This window comes from Actinomadura napierensis (assembly GCF_039529375.1).
Lineage (GTDB): Bacteria > Actinomycetota > Actinomycetes > Streptosporangiales > Streptosporangiaceae > Spirillospora > Spirillospora napierensis.
Map to the genome: position 1 here is coordinate 83,544 of NZ_BAAAMR010000025.1, position 18,599 is coordinate 102,142.

Consider the following 18,599-nt stretch of genomic DNA (forward strand, 5'->3'; position numbering starts at 1 on the left):
CGCCGCCTCCTCAGTTCCAGGCGGACGGAGCGTCCGGCGCGTCGTCGGTGAGCACGGTGCCCTCGATCAACCCGTACGGGCGGTCCGCCGCGAAGTAGACCTCGTTGTCGTTGTCCATTCCGAACGGCTCCAGGTCGACCAGGAAGTGGTGCTTGTTCGGCATCGACATCCGCACCTCGCACAGTTCCGGACGCTCTTCCAGCATCCGGCGGCCCATCGCGTAGAGCGTCTGCTGGAGCGACAGGCTGTGCGTCGTGGCGAATGCGTCGAGGAGGGTTTTGCGGGCGGCTGCATAGGACTCGTCCCATTTCGAGTCGGTGCCGCGGTGCCGCCATTGCGCCGTCAGGGCCGTCGCGAGGATCCGGTCGTTGGTCGGTTCGAGCGTCGTGAACTCGTCCTCGACGAACCCGTGGAATTCACTCCCCGTCGAGTTCAGGACGGTCAGGTCCGTCAATCCCGAGACCACCGATTCGGCGCCGTCCGAGCCGTCGCTGTGGATGACCGCCGTCCGCACTTCCGTGCCGCCTTTGACGAACGAATGCGGGCCGGTGATGCGATCCCACGCGTACTCTTCGAGCCGCACGCGGGCGTGGTGAACGGCCGGCTGCGAGTCCACGAAATGCCGGGCCAGCAGCAGCCCGAACTCCTCCAGCTCCCCGATCCCGTACTTCTTCGCGAACGCGAACACGGTGTTCTTCTGCGTGTCGGTCGCCAGCACGGCGGCGTTGTCGCCGGTCAGATGCACCTCGTCCATGTCGCCGGACAGGAACACCCCGACGTTCAGGTCCCGGATGCGGTGCGTCCCGCCGTCCCTGGTGACGCGGACGACGCGGACCTCCGCCTTCCCGTAGCGGTTGGGGCCGAGAACGATGGCCATCGGGTTAGCTCCCTCGGTAGGTCGAGTAGGCGAACGGGCTCAGCAGCAACGGGACGTGGTGGTGCCGCCCGGCGTCGCCGATCGAAAACGCGACGGTGACCTCCGGGAAGAAGTCGGACAGGCCGGCGGTGTCGAACGTCAGCCGGTGCACGCCCGCGCCCGGCTCGGCGTCCCACTCCTTGATCCGGCCGTCGGCGTCGGTGCGGGCCTCGGCGATCGCCGTCCACGACCCGTCCGGCTCCCGCCGGTCGAGCCGCACCGCCACGCCCGCCGCCGGCAGGCCCTTCGCCGCGTCCAGCACGTGCGTCGACAGGCTCATCGCTCCCCCTCCGCGTCGCGGTCCGCCGGCTCCGCGGCGAGCTTCGCCAGCCGCAGGTCGACGATCTTCGCCAGTTCCGTGCGGACGACCGCCCGCTCCTCGCCGGTGCCGTTGCGGAGGCGCTCGCGCAGGGCGGTGAGCATCTCTGCGGCACTGAGGCCGGTCGCGCAGATGAGGAAGACGTGCCCGAACCGGTCCTCGTAGGCCCGGTTGCCCTCCACCAGCGCCGTCCGCAGCTCGGCGGCTGCCGCGTCCATCCCGGACTGCTCGCCCCGCGACCACGCCGCCTCCCGGTCGCCGCTCCCCAGCCGGGCTCCGCTCCCCGGCTGGCGGCTGCTCCTCAGCCGGTCACCGATCCGGGGATGCGCGGCCAGCGCCTCCTCGACATCGGCCCAGTCCAGGGCGGCGAGCGCCTTCGCCGACGCGGCCCGCAGCTCCGCGAGATCCGCGTAGGGCCGTCCGGCGGCGACCTCGGCGGCCCAGCGGTGGGACGCACAGCATGCCAGGAGCCCGCCCTCCGTCACGTCGAGCCGTTCCCTCACCGGCACCTCCCTGTCTCCGTCATTGCCGCCAGTAGATACGCCAACCGGACCTCGGGTGAAGGGACAGGACATCCGAACTGTGACCCCGCTCACGCCGGTGTTTTCGTGCGTTGCTCCAATCGCGGCCGCCGGCCGTTGACACGCGGGCCGGCGAACGATGGGTTAACTGGTCTTATGAAGCTGCGTGCGCTGCCCGCGATGCCGGAGCTGCGGCTGGAGGTGGTCACCGGGGAGGACGAGCTGGACCGGGTGATCACCTGGGTCGTCACCACCGACCTGCTGGACCCCGGGCGCTACCTCGGCGGCGGGGAGCTGGTGCTGTCCGGGCTGGTCTGGCGGTCGGAGCCGGCCGACTCGGAGGTGTTCGTCCGGGCGCTCGCCCGCGCCGGGGTGTCGGCGCTGGCGGCGTGGGACCTCGCCACCGGCACCATCCCCGGCGATCTCGTCGACGCGTGCCGCCGGCACCGGCTCCCGCTGTTCAAGGTGCCGGAGGACGTGGCGTTCGCGACCGTCACCGAGGAGGTCGTCCGGCACCTGTCCGGCGCCCGCGCCGCCGACCTGACCGCCGTGCTGGACCGGCACCGCCGGCTCGTCGCCGGGATGAGCGAGGGCGCCGGCCTCGGCGCCGTCCTCGACCTCGTCGGCCGCGACCTCGGGATGCGCTGCTGGGTCCTGACCGCCACCGGACGCGTCGTCGCCGGCCCGCCGGACGCCCCGGACGGCGCCGCGCTGGCCCGCGCGTTCCTGACCGCGCCGCGGCTCCCGCACCGCCCGGCCGGGTCGGACGTGTCGATCTTCCCGGTCGCCGAGGACACCACCTCGCGCGTCGCGGACTGGTTCGTCGCCTGCGAGGGCGACCACGCCGACTGGCCCGCCGAACGCCGCGCCCTCACCACCGAGCTCGCCGCGATCGCCGCGCTGGAGCGGGCACGGCTGGACGACCGGCTCAGCGTCGAGGGGCGGCTCGCCCAGGAACTCGTCCGGCTGGTGGTGTCCGCCGCGGCCGCCGACGAGATCGTCCCGCGGCTGGAACTGGCCGGGCTCGACCCGCACGCCCGCTACGTCGCGGTCGCCGCGGCCGGGCGCGGGACGCTGCGGCCCGGCGAGCTGCGGACCGTCCTCGGCGAGGTCATGCCGGTCCCGCGGCCCGTCGTGGGCCTGCTCGACGACGAGGCGATCGCGCTCCTGCCCGTCGCCCGGGAGGGCGGGCCCGACGTCGCAGCCGCGATCCGGCAGGCGCTCGGCGCGCTCGCCCCGGGCCTGGCGGGCGCCGGGATCGCGGTCGGCGTCAGCGACGTCGTCGGCGCCGGCGAGCTGCGGGGCGCCGTGGACGAGGCCCGGTACGCGCGGCGGCTCGCCTCCGGGCGCACCGACCCGGTGTGCGTCGTCCGGCACGACGAGCTGGCCACCCACGTGCTGCTGCTGGCGACCGTGCCCGACGACGTCCGGCAGATGTTCCAGGTGCGGCTGCTCGATCCGCTGCGCACGTACGACGAGGTCCACAAGGCCGACCTGATCCGCACGCTGGAGACCTTCCTGCAGAACTCCGGGTCGTGGACGCGCTGCGCCGAGCAGCTCCACCTGCACGTCAACTCCGTCCGGTACCGCATCCAGCGCATCCAGGACCTGACCGGCCGCGACCTCGCCCGCCTGGAGGACCGCGTGGACTTCTTCCTCGCGCTCCGGCTGTCCTAGAGGCCGCGCTCCATCCAGGCGCGGTAGGCGACCTGGAGCGCGGCGCGGCGGTCGGCGTGGCCGAGGACGTCGACGCTGTCGACCCACTGCTCGACCGACCCGATGCCCGGCCGCAGCGCGGCGACCTCCGGATCGCCGATGTCCGCGACGAGCCCGTCGGCGACGGCGGCGTCGATCATCCAGTAAGGGCGGTCCCAGAACGGGATGATCGCCTTCTCCGGTACCGGCAGTCCGCGTTCACGCTGGACGTCCAGCAGGATCTCGGCCGCCTCGACCAGCGCCGCTTCCCTTTCGCGCCGGCCGTCCGCGGCGACGGCCGTGTCGAGCGGGCCCGCGAGGTCGCGGGCGATCGGCAGCTCCTTGAAAGCGGTACCGCGCCACTTGCCGTACGGCACCCACGCGCCGGACAGCGTGAACGCCAGCCGCATCAGGTCCTCGGCGACCCGCGCGGCGAGAATCCGCGACCCGGTGTCGTCGCCGCGCGCCGCCGTCCGGCCGACGACCGGCAACCACTGCGAAGCGCGCCGCCACCACGCCGCCAGGACGTACCGCTCGACGTCCGGCGGGTAGCGGCGGAGCGTCGCGCGGATCCCCGCGAGGGTCGAGGTCCCGTCCTCGAACACCGGCCCGGCGGTCACCTCCAGGACGCACTGGCCGACCAGGCACAGCCAGTCGAGGACCGACGGCCCGCCGGTCGGATCGACGCCCAGCCTCGACCGGCAGAACGCGCCGACGGCCGAGACGTCCACCTTGTGGGACGCGGTCTGGTCCCAGGTGACGGGGAACCGGACGGGGTGGCCGCGGTACCGGTCGGGAAGTTCGCGTTCGAGCATCGCGATCACGTCCGGCGCCGCGTCCGCCCGCGCGTCGTCCAGCAGCAGCGTCAACCGGCAGCCCCAGTCGTGGTCGCGGCTCATCGCGTCGTCGAACCCCAGCACGTCCGACCCGGACCCGAGCCGCGCCGCCGCATGGCTCAGGCCCGGGAAATGCGCGTCCAGCAGCGGCCGGACGAGATCGCCGTAATACGCGCGGGCCAGCTCCGCGCCGCTGGGATGACCGTCCACAGGGCCACCCCAGCAGACTCGGCGGCGCTCCGGCCAACCATTTCTCCGTGGTTAGGACGTATGGCGAAGCAGCGCGGGGATGAGGACGTCCCATGTCCTGCGCGGGATCTCACTACCGGTGCCCGGCAGGACCAGCAGTTCGGCACGCGGAATCTCGGCCGCGAGCGCACGCCCGTTGCCCAGCGGGAAGAACGGATCGTCCTCGCCATGGACCACCAGAGTCGGCGCCGCAATGGAACCGAGCCGCTCACGCCAGCGCGGGGCGCAGTCGAGCGCGGCGAACAGCGTCCCCATCTGGTCCGCACGGTGGGCCTCGCCGGGATCCCCGAAGACCTCGGTGCGATCATGGATACGCTCGATGTTCGCCCGCGCCTCCGCCTCGTCGAACCGCGCCCCGGCCATGTGGCGGGCGTTCTCCACCATGAACCCGACGATCGAGACGCGGTCGGTCCAGTCCACCGCGGGCCGATCCCTGAAACGCGCCATCAACTCCGGCGCATGCTCCGGCAGGTCGGGATCGTTCGGCCCGGGCGCGGTCGGCCGCGTCGCGATCAGCGTCAGCGTGGCGACACGCTCGGGATGGTCGAGCGCGAGCAGCTGGGCGATCCACCCGCCGGGCCCGAAGCCGACGACATGCGCGGCCGCCAGACCATGCGCGTCCAGGACCTGGGCCGCGTCGGAAACGAGATCGCGCAGCGTCCACTCCTCACCTCCCGAGCCGGCGGCCGACCGAGCCCCCGGCTCCCCGGCCGCTCCGGCGGACGGTCCGGTGGAGGCGGACCGTCCGGTGCCACGCAGGTCGTAGCGGACGACGAACCGCCGCAGGGCCGCCAAGCGCCCGCAGAGGTCGTCCGGCCAGGTGAGCATCGTGTTGCCGACGAGGAGCACGGGCGCGTCGCCCGGTTCGCCGAACGTTTCCACGCACAACGACACCCCGTTGACCTTGATGAAGGACTCCATACCAAGTCAGACCGCAGGCGCCCCCGAAACTCATCGCGAACCCATCGCGGCCCGCTCGCGGACTGTGTACGGGGCCGGGTTCTCGCCGGAGCGGCTGCCGATTGATCAAGTTCCGGGTTATGGACATTTCGGAAGTCGAGTGCGTATTCGGAAAGGAAGGGCGGACGTTCGACAGTGAGATAGAGATTGTTCGGGTGATTGGCGCGAGGGTGTTCGTGTGGTGGGGTGGCGCTGGCGTACGGGGCCGCCCCTCCAAAGTCAAGGGCGCCTTCGGCGTCGCTTCGCGATGGACTTCGTCCACCCTTGACTTTGGAGCCTCTGCGGCCCCTGAGGCAGCGCTTAAGGGGCAGGCTCCGCCTGCCCCACCCGGTCGCGCCACCCCACCACCCACCCACGTACGCGTGCTCACAAACCCCCACAAAACGACAATCGACACCTTTCTCCAAAGCCTCGAAATAAAGGGGCCGTCGGGCCGACATTTGTCGGCCACGTAGGGTATGCTTTACCTATGCAATCAGTGACGGCCGACCTTGAGACCGCGTCCACTGCACAATTGGTGGACGCGGTATCGGCGATCGCCGCTGAACTCGCCCAACGAGAAGCCCCCGAATCGGCGGCCGCGTGCCTGGAACTCACCGAGACTCTCGCGGCTGCGGCCGATATGCAGGAAAGCGCCCTGGCCGGTTTCATCCGCCGCGTCGATGTCACTGGTGAGCAGAAGCGGTGGGGGTTTCCGTCGACGCGGGCGTGGTTGCGGTCGCGGTTGGGGATGCGGGAGAACCGCACCACCGAACGCCTCATCCTCGCCCGCCAGCGGCACCGCCTCCCCCAGGTTGCGGAACGCCTCGCGGCCGGGGAGTTGTCGTATGGGTATGCGGCTACGGTCGCGCAGAGTGTGGCGCGGCTGGAGGACACCGACTGCGCCGACGCTGAGACGACCCTGCTGAGCTTCGTCGAGCAAGGCTTCTCCGCTGCGAAGGTGGCGGTGTTCGGCCGCCGCATCTGCGATGTGATCGCCGAACGCGACGGCACCGAAGCCGCCCCCGGTGAGGACGTCAAGCGCGGGTACGCCAAGTCGTGGATCACCAGCACCGGGTCCCTGGACGGCGGCCGCTACATCAAGGGCTGGCTGAACGCCGAAGACGCCGCCATCTGGGACGGCACTCTGGCCCCGTTGGTCAAGCCGGCCGGACCCGACGACCACCGCGACGCCGCAGAACGCACCGCAGCCGCGTTGTCGAGTGTGCTGTCCGGTGGACACAAGGCCACCAAGGTCACCGTCATCTGCGACCTGGAGACCCTGACCGGCGGCAACGCCCCGGCCCGCCTCACCGACGGCACCCCGATCCCCGCCGCCCAAGCCCGCCGCATCGCCCTAGCAGCCGGAGTCTCACCCCTCCTGCTCGGACGCGGGCACACGCCCCTGTACCTGGGCTACCGGGAGCGGTTCGCCAGCGCGGCCCAACGCCAAGTACTGGAGACGCAGTATCCGACCTGCGCGGTGCGGGAGTGTGAGATCCCCGGGACGCTGTGCGAGGTCGACCACGTCAACGGCTGGGCCCTCGGCCACTCACCCACCGACATTGATCAGCTCGCGCTGACTTGCGGGTGGCACAACCGGTTCAAACACACCAGCCCGAACCAGATCGGGATCAGCAAAGATCCCGACGGGCGCTATGTGTACCGGTTGCTACCACCGCCTGGTGCCCGATCAAGGTCCCGGAGTGGCAGTGGGCCGCCGGGGCCGTTCGGCCCACCCGATACCACCGCCAACTGGGCCGCATAACCCACCCCAACCTCCACGCCACCGGTTCGCCCGAATCCAATCCGGATCTCGGGCGAACCGGCATGCCCGCATCACCCCGGCCCTTCTACTGCTCCATCGGGACCGGGATCGGCATCGACCATTCCCTTCGGCGAGGTCGGCACGCCCACGCCCGCCGCCGCAGCCGCAGCCGACTCATGCCCTCGTGAGCCCCTCGGCGTTTCCGCCCGCCCGACTCTTCGCCCGATGCTTCGGGGGCGGTGGGGTGGCGCGACCCGGGCGGGGCAGGCGGAGCCTGCCCCTAAGCGCTGCCTCAGGGGCCGCAGAGGCTCCAAAGTCAAGGGTGGACGAAGTCCATCGCGAAGCGACGCCGAAGGCGCCCTTGACTTTGGAGGGGCGGCCCCGTACGCCAGCGCCACCCCACCGCACGAACACCCTCACGTCCCCATCCCGAACACCTCCCAAGTGCCCGCCGGCCCACCACCCCACCCTCAACACCCCGTCCCCAACACCCCCGAATACCGTCCCTACTCCGGCGCGCCGATCTCTGCCCTGCGGTTTTCCAGCGCAGTTCCCGGCCGCTGACGCACCGACCGACCACGGGGAAAATATCCGCCTGGCCTGCGGGTACATCATCGAGATGAATTTTTCTTCGGCTGCGTGTCGAGTTCGGTGGCGTCCCGATCGTCTTAGCGGGAGAGGGCAGATCGCCGAGCGGTGAAGGAGGCGGAGGCGCCGTGATGGACGAGGACGAGAAGCGGGCAGCGCACCGGGCCCTGGTGGATCGGGTGCTGAACGGGGAGGGCAGGGCGTCGGCGGAGCAGCGGGCGCGCGCCTTCGGCAACGAGGGCCTCTCCCCTCCCCTGGACGTGCTGATCGGCAAGGTCGTCGACGGGCCGGCGCAGATCACCGATGCCGATGTGGCTGCGGCGAAGGCGTCCGGCTGTACCGAGGACCAGCTTTTCGAGCTGGTCGTGTGCGCCGCGGTCGGCCAGTCGGCGCGGTTGTACGAAGCGGGACTGGCCGCCCTTGCGGAGGCGACCGGCGGGGAGGGGTCGGATCGTGCGTCTTGAGATCCTCAACGACGGTTACAGCCGCCGCACCAAGTTGCTGTTCGGGGCCATCCGGCTGTTCTCCGGGCATCCGATGCCGGACGCGGCCAAGCTGGTGTTCTACCGGCCCGAGTTCTACGGTGCGCGGGCCAAGGAGTTCACCCATGAGGCGATGCGCGGGCCGTCCGCCTGGTCCGTGGGCGACCGGGAGTTGATGGCGGCTTACGTGTCCGAGGTGAACGGGTCCGCGTTCTGCGTCGGCGCGCACACCGCGACCGCGTCGCAGGCGTATCAGGACGGGCAGCGGGTCGCGGCGGTGCTGGCCGATCTGGAATCGGCCCCTGTGGAGGAGCCGCTGCGGGCGACGCTGCGGATGCTCGGGAGGCTGACCCGGGACGGAGAGGTCAGCGCCCAGGACATGCGGGACGTGCTGGCCGCCGGTGTCTCGCCCCGGCAGGTCGAGGACGCGCTGGCGGTGTGCGCGGCCTTCAGCATCACCGACCGGCTCGCCGACGCGTTCCGGTTCGAAATGCTCAGTCCTGAGGGCTTCGAGGCGGGGGCCAAGTACCTGCTGAAGCGGGGTTACCGGTAGTCCGGGCGCACGTCCGGCGGGGGCCGCCTCGCGGTGCGGTCGCGGGGGCCGCACCGCGGTGCGCGCGGCCGGTCAGGTGGACTCCTTCTTCTGGGCGGCGATCACGGCGGCCAGGGCCTCGTTGATGAGCGCCTCGGAGGCGGCCTTCTCGACGCCGGCCTCGGCGAGGACGCCGGTGCCGTTCTCGTGTTCGAGGAGGGCGAGCAGGATGTGCTCGGTGCCGATGTAGTTGTGGCCGAGGCGCAGGGCCTCGCGGAAGGTCAGTTCGAGGGCCTTCTTGGCGTCCTGGTCGAAGGGGATGAGGGCGGGGAGCTCGGCGGCCTCCGGGGGCAGCGCGGCGGTCGCGGTCTGCCGGACGGTGTCGAGCAGCACGCCCTGCGCGGTGATGGCCTTGGCCGCGAGCGACTCGGGGTCGGCGAGCAGCCCGAGGACGAGGTGGGCGAGGCCGATCTCGGCGCTGCCGGCGGCGCGGGCCTCGTTCTGCGAGGCGACGACGACGTTGCGGGCGCGGAGGGTGTAGCGGGAGAAGCCCTGGGACGGGTCGAGGTCGCCCGTCACGTCCTTGGGGACGAAGCGCTTCTGCGCGGCCTGCTTGCTGACGCCCATGCTCTTGCCGATGTCGGTCCAGGACGCGCCGGAGCGGCGGGCCTGGTCGACGAAGTGGCCGATGAGGTGGTCGGCGACCTCGCCGAGGTGCTCGGCGGCGACGACCGCGCTGGTGAGCTGCTCGAGCGCGTCGGGGTGGACCTTCTTGATGGCGGCGATCAGGTCGTCGAGCCGGACCTGGACGTTGTCCTGCGTGGGTTCGGTCATGCGTCAACCATAGGTTGACGATCCTCTATCGTCAACCGCGGGTTGACGATCACCAGGCGGCGGCTCCGGCGAAGGACGTGGCGTGCGGCGCGTAGCCGAGGACCTCCCGGGCGGCGGTGATGTCGAGGGTCCTCTCGACGGCGAGATGGCTGATCGCGTAGCGGGTGAGGCGCGGCGGTTCGGGGCGGCGGGCCAGCAGGAACGCGCCCTCGGCGACGGCGGCGAGGGGACGGGCGACGCCCACCGGGATGTAGACGGGACGGGCCGCGACCCCTCGTTCGGCGAGGATCTCGCGGAAGGCGTCGTCGATGACCACGGGCGCGGCGTCGGCGATGTTGAAGACGCCGGAGCCGACCGGGCCGGTCGCGGCGAGCAGGCAGGCCTGGACGAGGTTGGCGATCGAGGTCAGGCTGATCAGCTGGCGTCCCGTCCCCACGGCGGGCAGAACCGGGCCGCGGACGGCCGACAGGACGCGCGGCAGCAGCGTGGTGTCGCCGGGCCCGTAGACGGCGTGCGGACGCAGGACGATCGCGTCGCGTCCGAGCACGAGCCGCTCGGCGGCGGCCTTAGAGGCGCCGTAGGCGTTCAGGTAGCGGACGACGGGCGCCTGGTCCTCGGTGGCCATGACGCTGGGACGGAACGGGTCGTACACGCTGGCGGTGCTGACGTGCACGAACCGGGCCGCGGGGAAGGACGCCATAGCGTTGCGGGTGCCAGTGAGGTTGGCGGCGAACAGATCGGCGGGCCGTCCCCAGTCGGTGACGCTGCCCGCGCAGTGCACGACCGCGTCCACGACGGGCGCGTCAGGGATCGGGCCGCGCGTGAGGTCCCAGGCGCGGTAGGCGGCGCCGGCGAGGTGGCCGGACGGGACGGACACGCGGCGGCCGAACGCGTACGTGGTGACGTCGCGGCAGGCCAGGGCGCGGCAGACCGCTCCGCCGACGAAACCGGACGCCCCGGTGACCGCGACCTTCACCGTGCCGTTCCCTCGCGTCGCGCGACCCGTTCGCGGAGGAGGTCGCGGTCGAGTTTGCGGGTGCGGCCGGAGCGGGGCAGTTCGTCCAGGACGACGATGCGGTCGGGCAGCGCGTCGTGGTCGATGACGCTGGGGAGGTCGCGGCGCAGGCGCGCGGGCAGGCCGGCGGGGCCGGTCACGGCGAGCACGACCTCCTCGTCCCCGGTCTCGGGGTGGGGGACGCCGACGATGGCGGCCTCCTCCACGCCGGGCTGCGCGGCGATCGACGGCTCGTAAAGGCCGGGATAGAGGTTGAACTTTCCTCGGATCAGCATGTCCTTGTTGCGGCCCATCAGGATCAGCCGCCCTTCGTCCAGCCGGGCGAGGTCCCCCGTGGGAAGTTCGTCGAACGGCTCCGCGCCGAGGTAGCCGCGACAGAGATTCGGGCCGGAGAGGAGCAGTTCACCGTCGTCCGCAAGGCGTGTTCCGACGCCCGGTAGAGGTGCGCCCAGAAGGTCGCCCTCCGCGCCGGAGACGGTGTGCGCGAGTTTCTCTTCGGCGGAGGCGATCGCGACGGGCAGTATTTCCGTCATCGCGTAAACGGAGAGGACTTCGGCGGACGTCGCCTTGACCGCCCGCTTCAGGATTCCGGCGGGCGCGGGCGCGGCGCCGAGCAGGACGTACTGGAGCGTCGACGGCAGTTCCGGGGCGGTGTCGAGGATTTCGGCGAGGTGGACGGGAACGCAGAACGCGTGGGTGGCGGCGCGCTCGCGCATCAGCCGCACGAAATCGGCGGGCGGGCAGAACAGCGGCGGCATCGACCAGCGGGCGCCGGAGATCAGCGTCGGCAGCCCGAGCAGCAACTGGTCGGTGTGGACGACGTCGCCCGGCCCCAGCGGCATGCGGTCGCGGAAAAGGCCGAGGGCCGCCGCGAGGGACGCATGGGAATGGACGACGGCGCGCGGGTCCGCGGTGGTGCCGGATGTGAAGATGACCGCCGCCGGGGCGTCGGGGTCGGTGTCCTCCGGCGGTTCCGGTGCGTCGCCGCGCACCAGGTCGGCGAGCGACAGGGAGCCTCGCGGCACGCCCGGGAGGCGGCGACCGGCATGGATGTGCCGCATCGGGGGCTCGCCGGGGATCTGCAGTTCCGCGAGGTTCGGAAGCAGGAGTCCGCGTCGCCGGGCATAGGCGCGGACGAGCCCGACACGGCTGCCGGCATAAAGGATCGATTCGGCGGCGGACCAGCGGGGCCGCGCCAGCCGGAGGCGTGCCGTGAACATTTCCGGCCCTGCCCCGGGATCGGCGAAGACGACGACTCCCCCGGCAGCGACGACGCCGAGCGCGAGGACGAGGGATTCAGGCGACGGGCGGACGGAGAACAGCACGCCGTCGCCGGTGCGGAGCCCTTCGGAAAGGAGCCCGTGCCGGACGGCGAGCACCCGCCGCCGCAATTCTCCGTACGTCAGCAAGGAACCGTCCCCGGACACCAGCGCGATTCCGTCCGGTGTCCGCGCGGCCTGATCGAGCAATTGCCGGACGAGCGTCATGAGACGGCCTCCGATCGGACGGCCAGATGGCGGTAGGTGGGAATCAGGACACCGCGGGCGGCGGCACGGCTGGTGATGCGCAATGGCGCGGCCTCCAGGATCGTGCGGGCGACCCGCCGGATCTGGGCCATGGCCAATGGGTAGCCGATACAGAAATGCGGTCCCGCGCCGAACCAGAGGCGCCGCAGTTCCGGCGGGTGCGGGCGGTCCAGGTCGAACGGACCGTGGTCGCGGCAGCAGTTGTGCGTGGCGATGAGCACCCGGTCCCCCGGGCGGATCGCCACGCCGCCGACGACCGCCGGGCGGTGCACGCTCCGCAGCATCACCGGCGTCGGGGTCGTCACCCGCATCGCCTCCTCGATCGCCCGGTCGAGCAGCCCGCGGCCCGCCGCGACGCGGCCGAGCCCGCCGGAGTCGGCCAGCAGCGCGATCAGTCGGGGCAGCAGGGTCGCGACCGTCTCGGTCCCGGTGAGGAAGAACGCCCCGGCGGCGCCGCGCGCCTCGTCCTCCGACAGGCCGAGCGCCCGCATCCGTCCCATGACCGTCGACTCGTCGCCCAGGGCGTACGCCTTGGCGGCGATGGCGCCCAGCGGGTCGAGGACCGCGCGGGCCCGCTCCACCTGCGCCGGGCCGAGCCGCCGCGTCCGCAGCGACACCATCGACACGATCCGCTCGCCCTCCTCGAACAGGTGCCGCCAGTCCGCCTCCGTGGCCGCGTCCAGGCCGATGACCTCGCTGATCACGGCGCCGGCCATGACGCGCGCGGCGTCCACGAGGTCGACGGTGGCGCCGCGCGCCAGGCGGTCGGCGAGGCGCGCGAGCGGGTCCGCCAGCACGCGGTCGCACAGCGCGTCGGCATAGGACGGCGTGAACAGGTCGGTGAGGCGGCGGCGGAGCGCGCGGTGCGCGTCGCCTTCCATGTTGAGCAGGACGGACGGCCCGAGCACGGGCGTCCACAGGTCGCCGGGCGAGCCGGGCCCGTCCTTGCGGAACGTCTCGCCGTCCATCAGCACCTCGCGGGCGAGCGGCGCCGCGTTCACCACGACGCCGAGGCCCGGCACGCGGACGATCGGCCCGCGCCGGGCGAGCCCGCGCAGCAGCGGATACGCGAAGGGATGCGCGGCGAGGTAGAGCCGCCGCTCCCAGTCCGGCGCCCTCATCGGATGTCCACGACCTCGGGCGTGTAGCGGTGGTCGGCGTACCAGCCGAGCGTCTTGACCAGCCCGAACGCGCGCAGCCGCCGCACCGACCCGTACACGACGACGTCCTTGCGCAGGCCGTAGGCGTCGGTCAGGTAGCGGACGCGGTTGACCAGGGCGCGGTCCTCGTGGAGCTCCTCGATGCGGGTGCGCGGGAAGCCGCCGGCCCGCTTGTACAGGTCGGCGGTGATGGCGACGTTGCAGCCCGGCATCATCACGTAGGGGCCGAGGTAGAGCGGGTCCTGGTTGCCGGGCCGGAACCGGCCGAACATCGCCGCGACCTCGATCACCGCGGGCAGCAGGCGCCGCTCCCAGAACCTCAGCGGGAACTCGTCGGTGCGGGGACGCAGCGGGCCGGACACCATCTCCAGCCCGTCGGCGAACGCCCGCTTCACCGCCGCGATCCAGCCGCGGTCCGGCAGGCAGTCGGCGTCGGTGCGGGCGATGTGCGTGGCGCCCGCGCCGATCGCGTGCCGGAAGCCGGTGTCGGCGGCGGCGCCCGTCCCCTTCTCCGGTTCCGGGACGATCCGGACGTCCAGCTCGGGGTGCTCCTCCGCGAACGTCCGGACGGCCTTCGCCGTCCCGTCCCGGCTGCCGTTGTCGACCACGACGAGCGTGAAGCCGGTGTCGGTCTGCGCGGCGAGCCGGCGCAGCGTCGCGCCGATCGAGCGCTCCTCGTCATAGGCGGGGACGACGACCCACAGGTCCATGGTCTCCGGCGGGGTCGAAGGCATGGTCAGAGGCATGGTCACAGCTCCGCGAACATGACGCCGAGGCTGACGCCGCCGGCGAGCCCGACCAGCGCGACCCGGTCGCCGGGACCGCACCGTCCCGCCGCGACGGCGGTGGCGAGTTGGAGCGGCAGGCTCGCGGACGCGACGTTGCCGTGCTCGGGCAGCGTGACGACGAGCCGGTCCGGCGGGATGCCGAGCGCCGCCCGCAGCACCTCCAGGTAGGGAAGCGTCACCTGGTGGACGGCGACGACCGCGAAGTCGTCCCAGGTCAGCCCGGTCTTCTCCAGTGCGGTGGTGAAGATCTCCGGCCCGGCCGCCAGGAACGCGTCCTTGAGCCGCCGCCCGTCGCCCTTGAAGTAGGTGAACTCGGGGTCGCGCGGGTGCATCGACCCGCCGGCGGGCAGCGTGCCGATCTCCCAGGCGCTGGAGACGGCGGCGAAGTCGCGGTAGAAGATGCCTCCGTCCGGGGACGCCTCGACCAGCATCGCCGCGCCGCCGTCGGAGAGGGTGTAGCCGGCGAACGCGTCGACGAACTGCGCGCGGTCGCGCACCGTCCAGCGGATCGCGCGGGACGGGCTCTCCCCCGTGCACACCAGCACCCGCTCGTGCTGGCCGGTGCGGATCAGCGCGTCCGCCGTCTGGAGTCCGTTGAGGAAGCTGTTGCAGGCGTTCTTGACGTCGAAGACCGGGCAGGACGCGCCGAGCTTCGCCGCGACGATGTGCGCGGTCGCGGGCTCGATCAGGTCCTGCGAGGCCGACCCGAAGATCAGCAGGTCGACGGCGTCCGCGCCGGTCCCGCGCTGGGCGAGCACCCGGCGGGCGGCGGCGACGGCCAGGTCGGACGCCTGCTCCCCGGCGTCCATCACGTGCCGCGCCCGGATCCCGGTCATCCGCTCGACGATCGTGGGGTGCGACCGGTAGCCGGGGCTCTCGGCGGCGACGCGCGCCTCGACCTCGGCGCTGGTGACGACGCGCGGCGGCAGGTGCGCGGCGACTGCGGTGATACGGGCTCTCATGGGCCGGTCCCCCGGTTCTCGTCCTGTGTGGAAGGCCAGGTTCGCGGGCCGCGGCCGCGTCCGCACAGGGCGACCTTACGGAAGACGGACCAGGCGTTCTAGCCCGATTTGCGGTGAGTACAGGCACTCATCCGAAATGAGTACTTCGGACCGGGAACGGCGTCAGCCGACGGGGACGGGAACGACCGGGTCCACGGGGACGGCGACGCGCGGGATCTCCGTCACGGGCGGCGGCGCGGAGGGCTGGGCCGAGGGCGGCGGGGCCGACGGCGGCACCGAGACGATGATGGGCCCGACCGGGCGCTCGTCGTCGGCCTTGCGCGATCCCGACTGCCACCACCAGAGCGCGACCGAGATGGCCAGCAGCACGAGCACCCCGCCGATGACCTGGATGACGGCCCGCCGATGGCTCGGCTCGCGGTAGCGGCGGCGCGCCCGCCAGGCCCGGATGCCGAACCGGCCACCGGGCCTGTCGCGCAGGCGGCGGGCGGCGCGCCATCGCCTGGTGCGGCGCGGCGGCTGCGCGCGCTCGCGCGCGGACGGTTCGGTGAACGCGGCGTTCCTGACGAACTCCTCGTCGAACAGGGGCTCGTCGAAATCTGCGGGCATGGACGTCTCCGGCGCGGGGGGACTGCAAGGCCCAGGCTAGTGGACGGCCGCGTCCTCTGAACCGCCAGGATCCGTCCGGGAAACGCCCGGGAAACGAGAACGTGTTCTAACCAACGGCCGGCGCCGAGGTGAGGAAGGTCACCGCCCGGCCCTCTTGAGACCGGCACCTCCCTCATGGCAGCACCGCGCCCGGCCGATTCCGCCTGCTGAAAAGGGGAGGCGACCTCCAGTAACCGAGCAAGCACTTGGGTAAGACGCATGATTAGACTTGAGTCTCATTTACTCTTGTCCGGCCGCTGGAACGGGTTCTACGGTGAGCACGACGTTCCGCGTCGCGCATCGGGAGGAGCCGCGCATGACCGCCACCGCACCGGAGACCGCCGTCCCCGCCGGGTTCGACTTCTGCAGCCCGGACCTGATGGCCGAGCGGGTGCCCCTCGCCGAGTTCGCCGCGCTGCGCCGCACGGCCCGCCCCTGGTGGAACGCCCAGCCGCGCGGCCGCACCGGCTTCGACGACGACGGCTTCTGGGTGATCAGCAAGCACGCGCACGTCAAGGAGATCTCGCGCGACGCCGAGCTGTTCTCCGCCAACGCCAACGGTGCGGTCATCCGGTTCAACGAGACGTTCGGGCGCGACGAGCTGGACCTGCAGCGCGAGAACCTGCTGCTGCACATGGACGCGCCGCAGCACGCCAAGCTGCGCCAGATCGTCTCGCGCGGGTTCACGCCCCGGGTCGTCAAGGGCCTGCACGACAAGCTGCAGGAACGCGCCGAGCGGATCGTCACCGAGGCGCTGCGCAAGGGCGGCGCGGGCGACTTCGTCACCGAGGTCGCCGCCGAGCTGCCACTGCAGGCGATCGCCGAGCTGATGGGCGTCCCGCAGGAGGACCGCCGCAGGCTGTTCGACTGGTCCAACCAGATGCTCGCCTACGACGACCCCGAGTACGACGCGGACCCGGCCTGCGCCGCCGCCGAGATCATCGGCTACTCGATGAACCTGGCCGAGCAGCGCCGCGGCTGCCCCGCGCACGACATCGTGACCAGGCTCGTCCAGGCCGACGTGGACGGCCGCGGCCTCACCGACGACGAGTTCGGGTACTTCATGATCCTGCTCTCGGTGGCCGGCAACGAGACCACCCGCAACGCGATCACCCACGGCATGATCGCCTTCCTCGACCATCCCGAGCAGTGGGAGCTGTTCAAGGCCGGGCGCCCGGAGACCGCGGCGGACGAGATCGTCCGGTGGGCGACGCCGGTGACGGCGTTCCAGCGCACCGCCGTCCGCGACACCGGGCTCGGCGGCGTGGAGATCAGGGCGGGCGACCGGGTGGCGATGTACTACTCGTCCGCGAACTTCGACGAGGAGGTCTTCGCCGACCCCGGCTCGTTCGACATCACCCGCTCCCCCAACCCGCACCTCGGGTTCGGCGGCACGGGTGCGCACTACTGCATCGGCGCGAACCTGGCCCGGCTGGAGATCGGCCTGATGTTCGACGCGATCGCCGACCATATGCCGCACATCGCCCGGATCGGCGAGCCGCGCCGCCTCCGTTCGGCCTGGCTGAACGGCATCAAGGAGCTCCCCGTCCGGTACGCCTGACCCGCCCGCGGCGTCAGCGGCGGCGGAGCCGGAGGCGCGGGCGGCGGCCGGGCGACTCGTCCGCCAGGCCGATCTCGTGGTGCAGGCGGGCGAGCGGCTTGGGCGCCCACCAGTTGGCCGGGCCGGTCAGCCGCATGACGGCCGGGACGAGCAGCCCGCGGACGAGGGTCGCGTCGACCAGGACGGCCAGCGCCAGGCCGAGCCCGTTCATCTTCAGCACGGTGTTGGACGAGGTGATCAGGGCGCCCATCGACAGCGACACCACCAGCGCGGCGGCGGTGACGAGGCGGCCGGTGCGGGCGATCCCGGTGACGATGGCCTCGGTGTGCCGCCCGGTCGCGGCGTAGCGCTCCTTGATCCGCGACAGCAGGAACACCTCGTAGTCGATGGACAGGCCGAAGGCGATGGTGAAGGCCAGCAGCAGCGTCATCGCGTCCAGCCGGCCGGTCACGGTGAAGCCGCCGAGCAGGTGCCGGAGGTGGCCGTCCTGGAAGATCAGGACGACCGCGCCGAAGCTCGCGGAGAGGCTGAGCGCGCCCAGCACCAGCGCCTTGGCCGAGACCAGCAGGCCCCCGGTGAACAGGAACAGCAGGACGAAGGTGCAGCCGGCGATGACGCCGAGGGCCGCGGGCAGGGCGTCGGCGAGCGCCGCGAGCGTGTCGGCCGACCGCGCCGACTCGCCGGTGACGAGCCGCTCGCCGGGCGCCGGGACCGCGCGCACCCGGTCCAGGAGACGGCGGCCGGCGGCCGACTGGGGTTCCTGCCGGTCCGCGACCTTGATCAGCACGGCGTCGCGTGCCGTGTAGCTTCCCTGCGCCTTCCCTTTTCGGTGCCCCTTGGCGTACTCGCCGCTGCTCGTCCGCACGGAGATGACGTCGGGCTGGGACGAGAGCCGGCGCGCGTAGCGGTCGAGGCGGGCGTGGCCGGGGGCGGCGGGCATGACGACGGTCAGGCCGCGGCCGAGCGGGTCGGCGAAGTCGCGTCCGATGCGGTCGGCCACGGCGCGGGCGTCGATCCGGGCGGGCAGGCTCTGCTCGTCGGTGAGGCCGAACCGGGCGTGCCCGAACGGCAGCGCCATCAGCAGCAGGACGAGGGCGCAGCCGCCGCCGAGCAGGACCGGACGGCGCGTGGCGGCCTCGGCGATCCGCCGCCAGGTGCGGTTGTCGGCCTCGTAGGGGTTGGCGGCGGCGCGCCGGGCGCGGCCGGCGCCCCGCGCGGACGCGCCCGCCACGGGCACGGCGGCGGCGAGGCCGGCCAGCC

Annotated in this window: 18 protein-coding genes; 5 read left to right on the plus strand and 13 right to left on the minus strand. The window is 72.3% G+C overall.

Annotated elements, in window-relative coordinates:
• Positions 1 to 10: 10 nt before the first annotated feature.
• The 3 genes from pucL to uraD are packed head-to-tail and all read right to left on the minus strand — an operon-like array spanning position 11 to position 1,738.
• Positions 11 to 877, minus strand: coding sequence for a factor-independent urate hydroxylase (gene pucL / locus ABD296_RS16670; protein ID WP_344267456.1), 867 nt, complete (start codon positions 875 to 877; stop codon positions 11 to 13).
• A 4-nt stretch (positions 878 to 881) separates the two neighbouring features.
• Complete coding sequence (gene uraH / locus ABD296_RS16675; RefSeq protein WP_344267458.1) at positions 882 to 1,196, minus strand: hydroxyisourate hydrolase; 315 nt, start codon at positions 1,194 to 1,196, stop codon at positions 882 to 884.
• Positions 1,193 to 1,738, minus strand: coding sequence for a 2-oxo-4-hydroxy-4-carboxy-5-ureidoimidazoline decarboxylase (gene uraD, locus ABD296_RS16680; protein ID WP_344267459.1), 546 nt, complete (start codon positions 1,736 to 1,738; stop codon positions 1,193 to 1,195). The genes uraH and uraD overlap by 4 nt, the downstream gene beginning before the upstream one ends.
• A gap of 174 nt (positions 1,739 to 1,912) precedes the next feature.
• Between uraD and ABD296_RS16685 the strand changes: the two genes are divergently transcribed.
• A complete protein-coding gene (locus ABD296_RS16685; RefSeq protein WP_344267460.1) occupies positions 1,913 to 3,433 on the plus strand; it encodes a PucR family transcriptional regulator in 1,521 nt (506 codons plus the stop codon).
• Here ABD296_RS16685 and ABD296_RS16690 read toward each other — a convergent pair.
• Together ABD296_RS16690 and ABD296_RS16695 are read right to left on the minus strand one after the other, a co-directional pair.
• On the minus strand, positions 3,430 to 4,497 hold the full coding sequence (locus tag ABD296_RS16690; RefSeq protein WP_344267462.1) for a DUF4037 domain-containing protein: 1,068 nt from the start codon (positions 4,495 to 4,497) through the stop codon (positions 3,430 to 3,432). The two genes, ABD296_RS16685 and ABD296_RS16690, sit on opposite strands and share 4 nt — an antisense overlap.
• A gap of 51 nt (positions 4,498 to 4,548) precedes the next feature.
• Positions 4,549 to 5,457 carry an alpha/beta fold hydrolase gene (locus tag ABD296_RS16695; protein WP_344267464.1) on the minus strand — a complete coding sequence of 303 codons (909 nt, stop codon included), beginning with the start codon at positions 5,455 to 5,457 and terminating at the stop codon, positions 4,549 to 4,551.
• Between the two features lie 508 nt (positions 5,458 to 5,965).
• Between ABD296_RS16695 and ABD296_RS16700 the strand changes: the two genes are divergently transcribed.
• The 3 genes from ABD296_RS16700 to ABD296_RS16710 all read left to right on the plus strand — a co-directional run bounded on the left by ABD296_RS16700 (position 5,966) and on the right by ABD296_RS16710 (position 8,866).
• Entirely contained in the window at positions 5,966 to 7,243 is a 1,278-nt protein-coding gene (locus ABD296_RS16700) for an HNH endonuclease signature motif containing protein (RefSeq protein ID WP_344267466.1), read from the plus strand.
• A gap of 719 nt (positions 7,244 to 7,962) precedes the next feature.
• On the plus strand, positions 7,963 to 8,295 hold the full coding sequence (locus tag ABD296_RS16705; RefSeq protein ID WP_344267468.1) for a hypothetical protein: 333 nt from the start codon (positions 7,963 to 7,965) through the stop codon (positions 8,293 to 8,295).
• Positions 8,285 to 8,866 carry a carboxymuconolactone decarboxylase family protein gene (locus ABD296_RS16710; RefSeq protein ID WP_344267470.1) on the plus strand — a complete coding sequence of 194 codons (582 nt, stop codon included), beginning with the start codon at positions 8,285 to 8,287 and terminating at the stop codon, positions 8,864 to 8,866. Before ABD296_RS16705 ends, ABD296_RS16710 begins: the two co-directional genes overlap by 11 nt.
• Before the next feature lie 72 nt (positions 8,867 to 8,938).
• Here ABD296_RS16710 and ABD296_RS16715 read toward each other — a convergent pair whose 3' ends face one another.
• From ABD296_RS16715 to ABD296_RS16745, 7 genes are all read right to left on the minus strand, one after another.
• The gene (locus tag ABD296_RS16715) at positions 8,939 to 9,679 is read right to left on the minus strand and encodes a Clp protease N-terminal domain-containing protein (protein WP_344267472.1); all 741 of its coding nucleotides are present in this window, start codon (positions 9,677 to 9,679) and stop codon (positions 8,939 to 8,941) included.
• A 49-nt stretch (positions 9,680 to 9,728) separates the two neighbouring features.
• Complete coding sequence (locus ABD296_RS16720; protein WP_344267474.1) at positions 9,729 to 10,655, minus strand: NAD-dependent epimerase/dehydratase family protein; 927 nt, start codon at positions 10,653 to 10,655, stop codon at positions 9,729 to 9,731.
• A complete protein-coding gene (locus ABD296_RS16725) occupies positions 10,652 to 12,181 on the minus strand; it encodes a class I adenylate-forming enzyme family protein (RefSeq protein ID WP_344267476.1) in 1,530 nt (509 codons plus the stop codon). Before ABD296_RS16725 ends, ABD296_RS16720 begins: the two co-directional genes overlap by 4 nt.
• A complete protein-coding gene (locus ABD296_RS16730) occupies positions 12,178 to 13,341 on the minus strand; it encodes a cytochrome P450 (protein ID WP_344267479.1) in 1,164 nt (387 codons plus the stop codon). The genes ABD296_RS16725 and ABD296_RS16730 overlap by 4 nt, the downstream gene beginning before the upstream one ends.
• A complete protein-coding gene (locus ABD296_RS16735; protein WP_344267481.1) occupies positions 13,338 to 14,126 on the minus strand; it encodes a glycosyltransferase family 2 protein in 789 nt (262 codons plus the stop codon). Before ABD296_RS16735 ends, ABD296_RS16730 begins: the two co-directional genes overlap by 4 nt.
• A 2-nt stretch (positions 14,127 to 14,128) precedes the next feature.
• Positions 14,129 to 15,130: a 3-oxoacyl-ACP synthase III family protein gene (locus ABD296_RS16740; protein WP_344267482.1), complete on the minus strand. Its 1,002-nt coding sequence runs from the start codon at positions 15,128 to 15,130 to the stop codon at positions 14,129 to 14,131.
• Between the two features lie 162 nt (positions 15,131 to 15,292).
• Positions 15,293 to 15,739: an SCO2583/SCO2584 N-terminal domain-containing protein gene (locus tag ABD296_RS16745; RefSeq protein ID WP_344267483.1), complete on the minus strand. Its 447-nt coding sequence runs from the start codon at positions 15,737 to 15,739 to the stop codon at positions 15,293 to 15,295.
• A 355-nt stretch (positions 15,740 to 16,094) separates the two neighbouring features.
• Between ABD296_RS16745 and ABD296_RS16750 the strand changes: the two genes are divergently transcribed.
• Positions 16,095 to 17,339 carry a cytochrome P450 gene (locus ABD296_RS16750; RefSeq protein ID WP_344267485.1) on the plus strand — a complete coding sequence of 415 codons (1,245 nt, stop codon included), beginning with the start codon at positions 16,095 to 16,097 and terminating at the stop codon, positions 17,337 to 17,339.
• Between the two features lie 13 nt (positions 17,340 to 17,352).
• On the opposite strand, the gene ABD296_RS16755 is transcribed toward ABD296_RS16750, so the two are convergent.
• A partial coding sequence (locus tag ABD296_RS16755) for an MMPL family transporter (protein WP_344267487.1) occupies positions 17,353 to 18,599 on the minus strand: 1,247 nt, incomplete at its 5' end.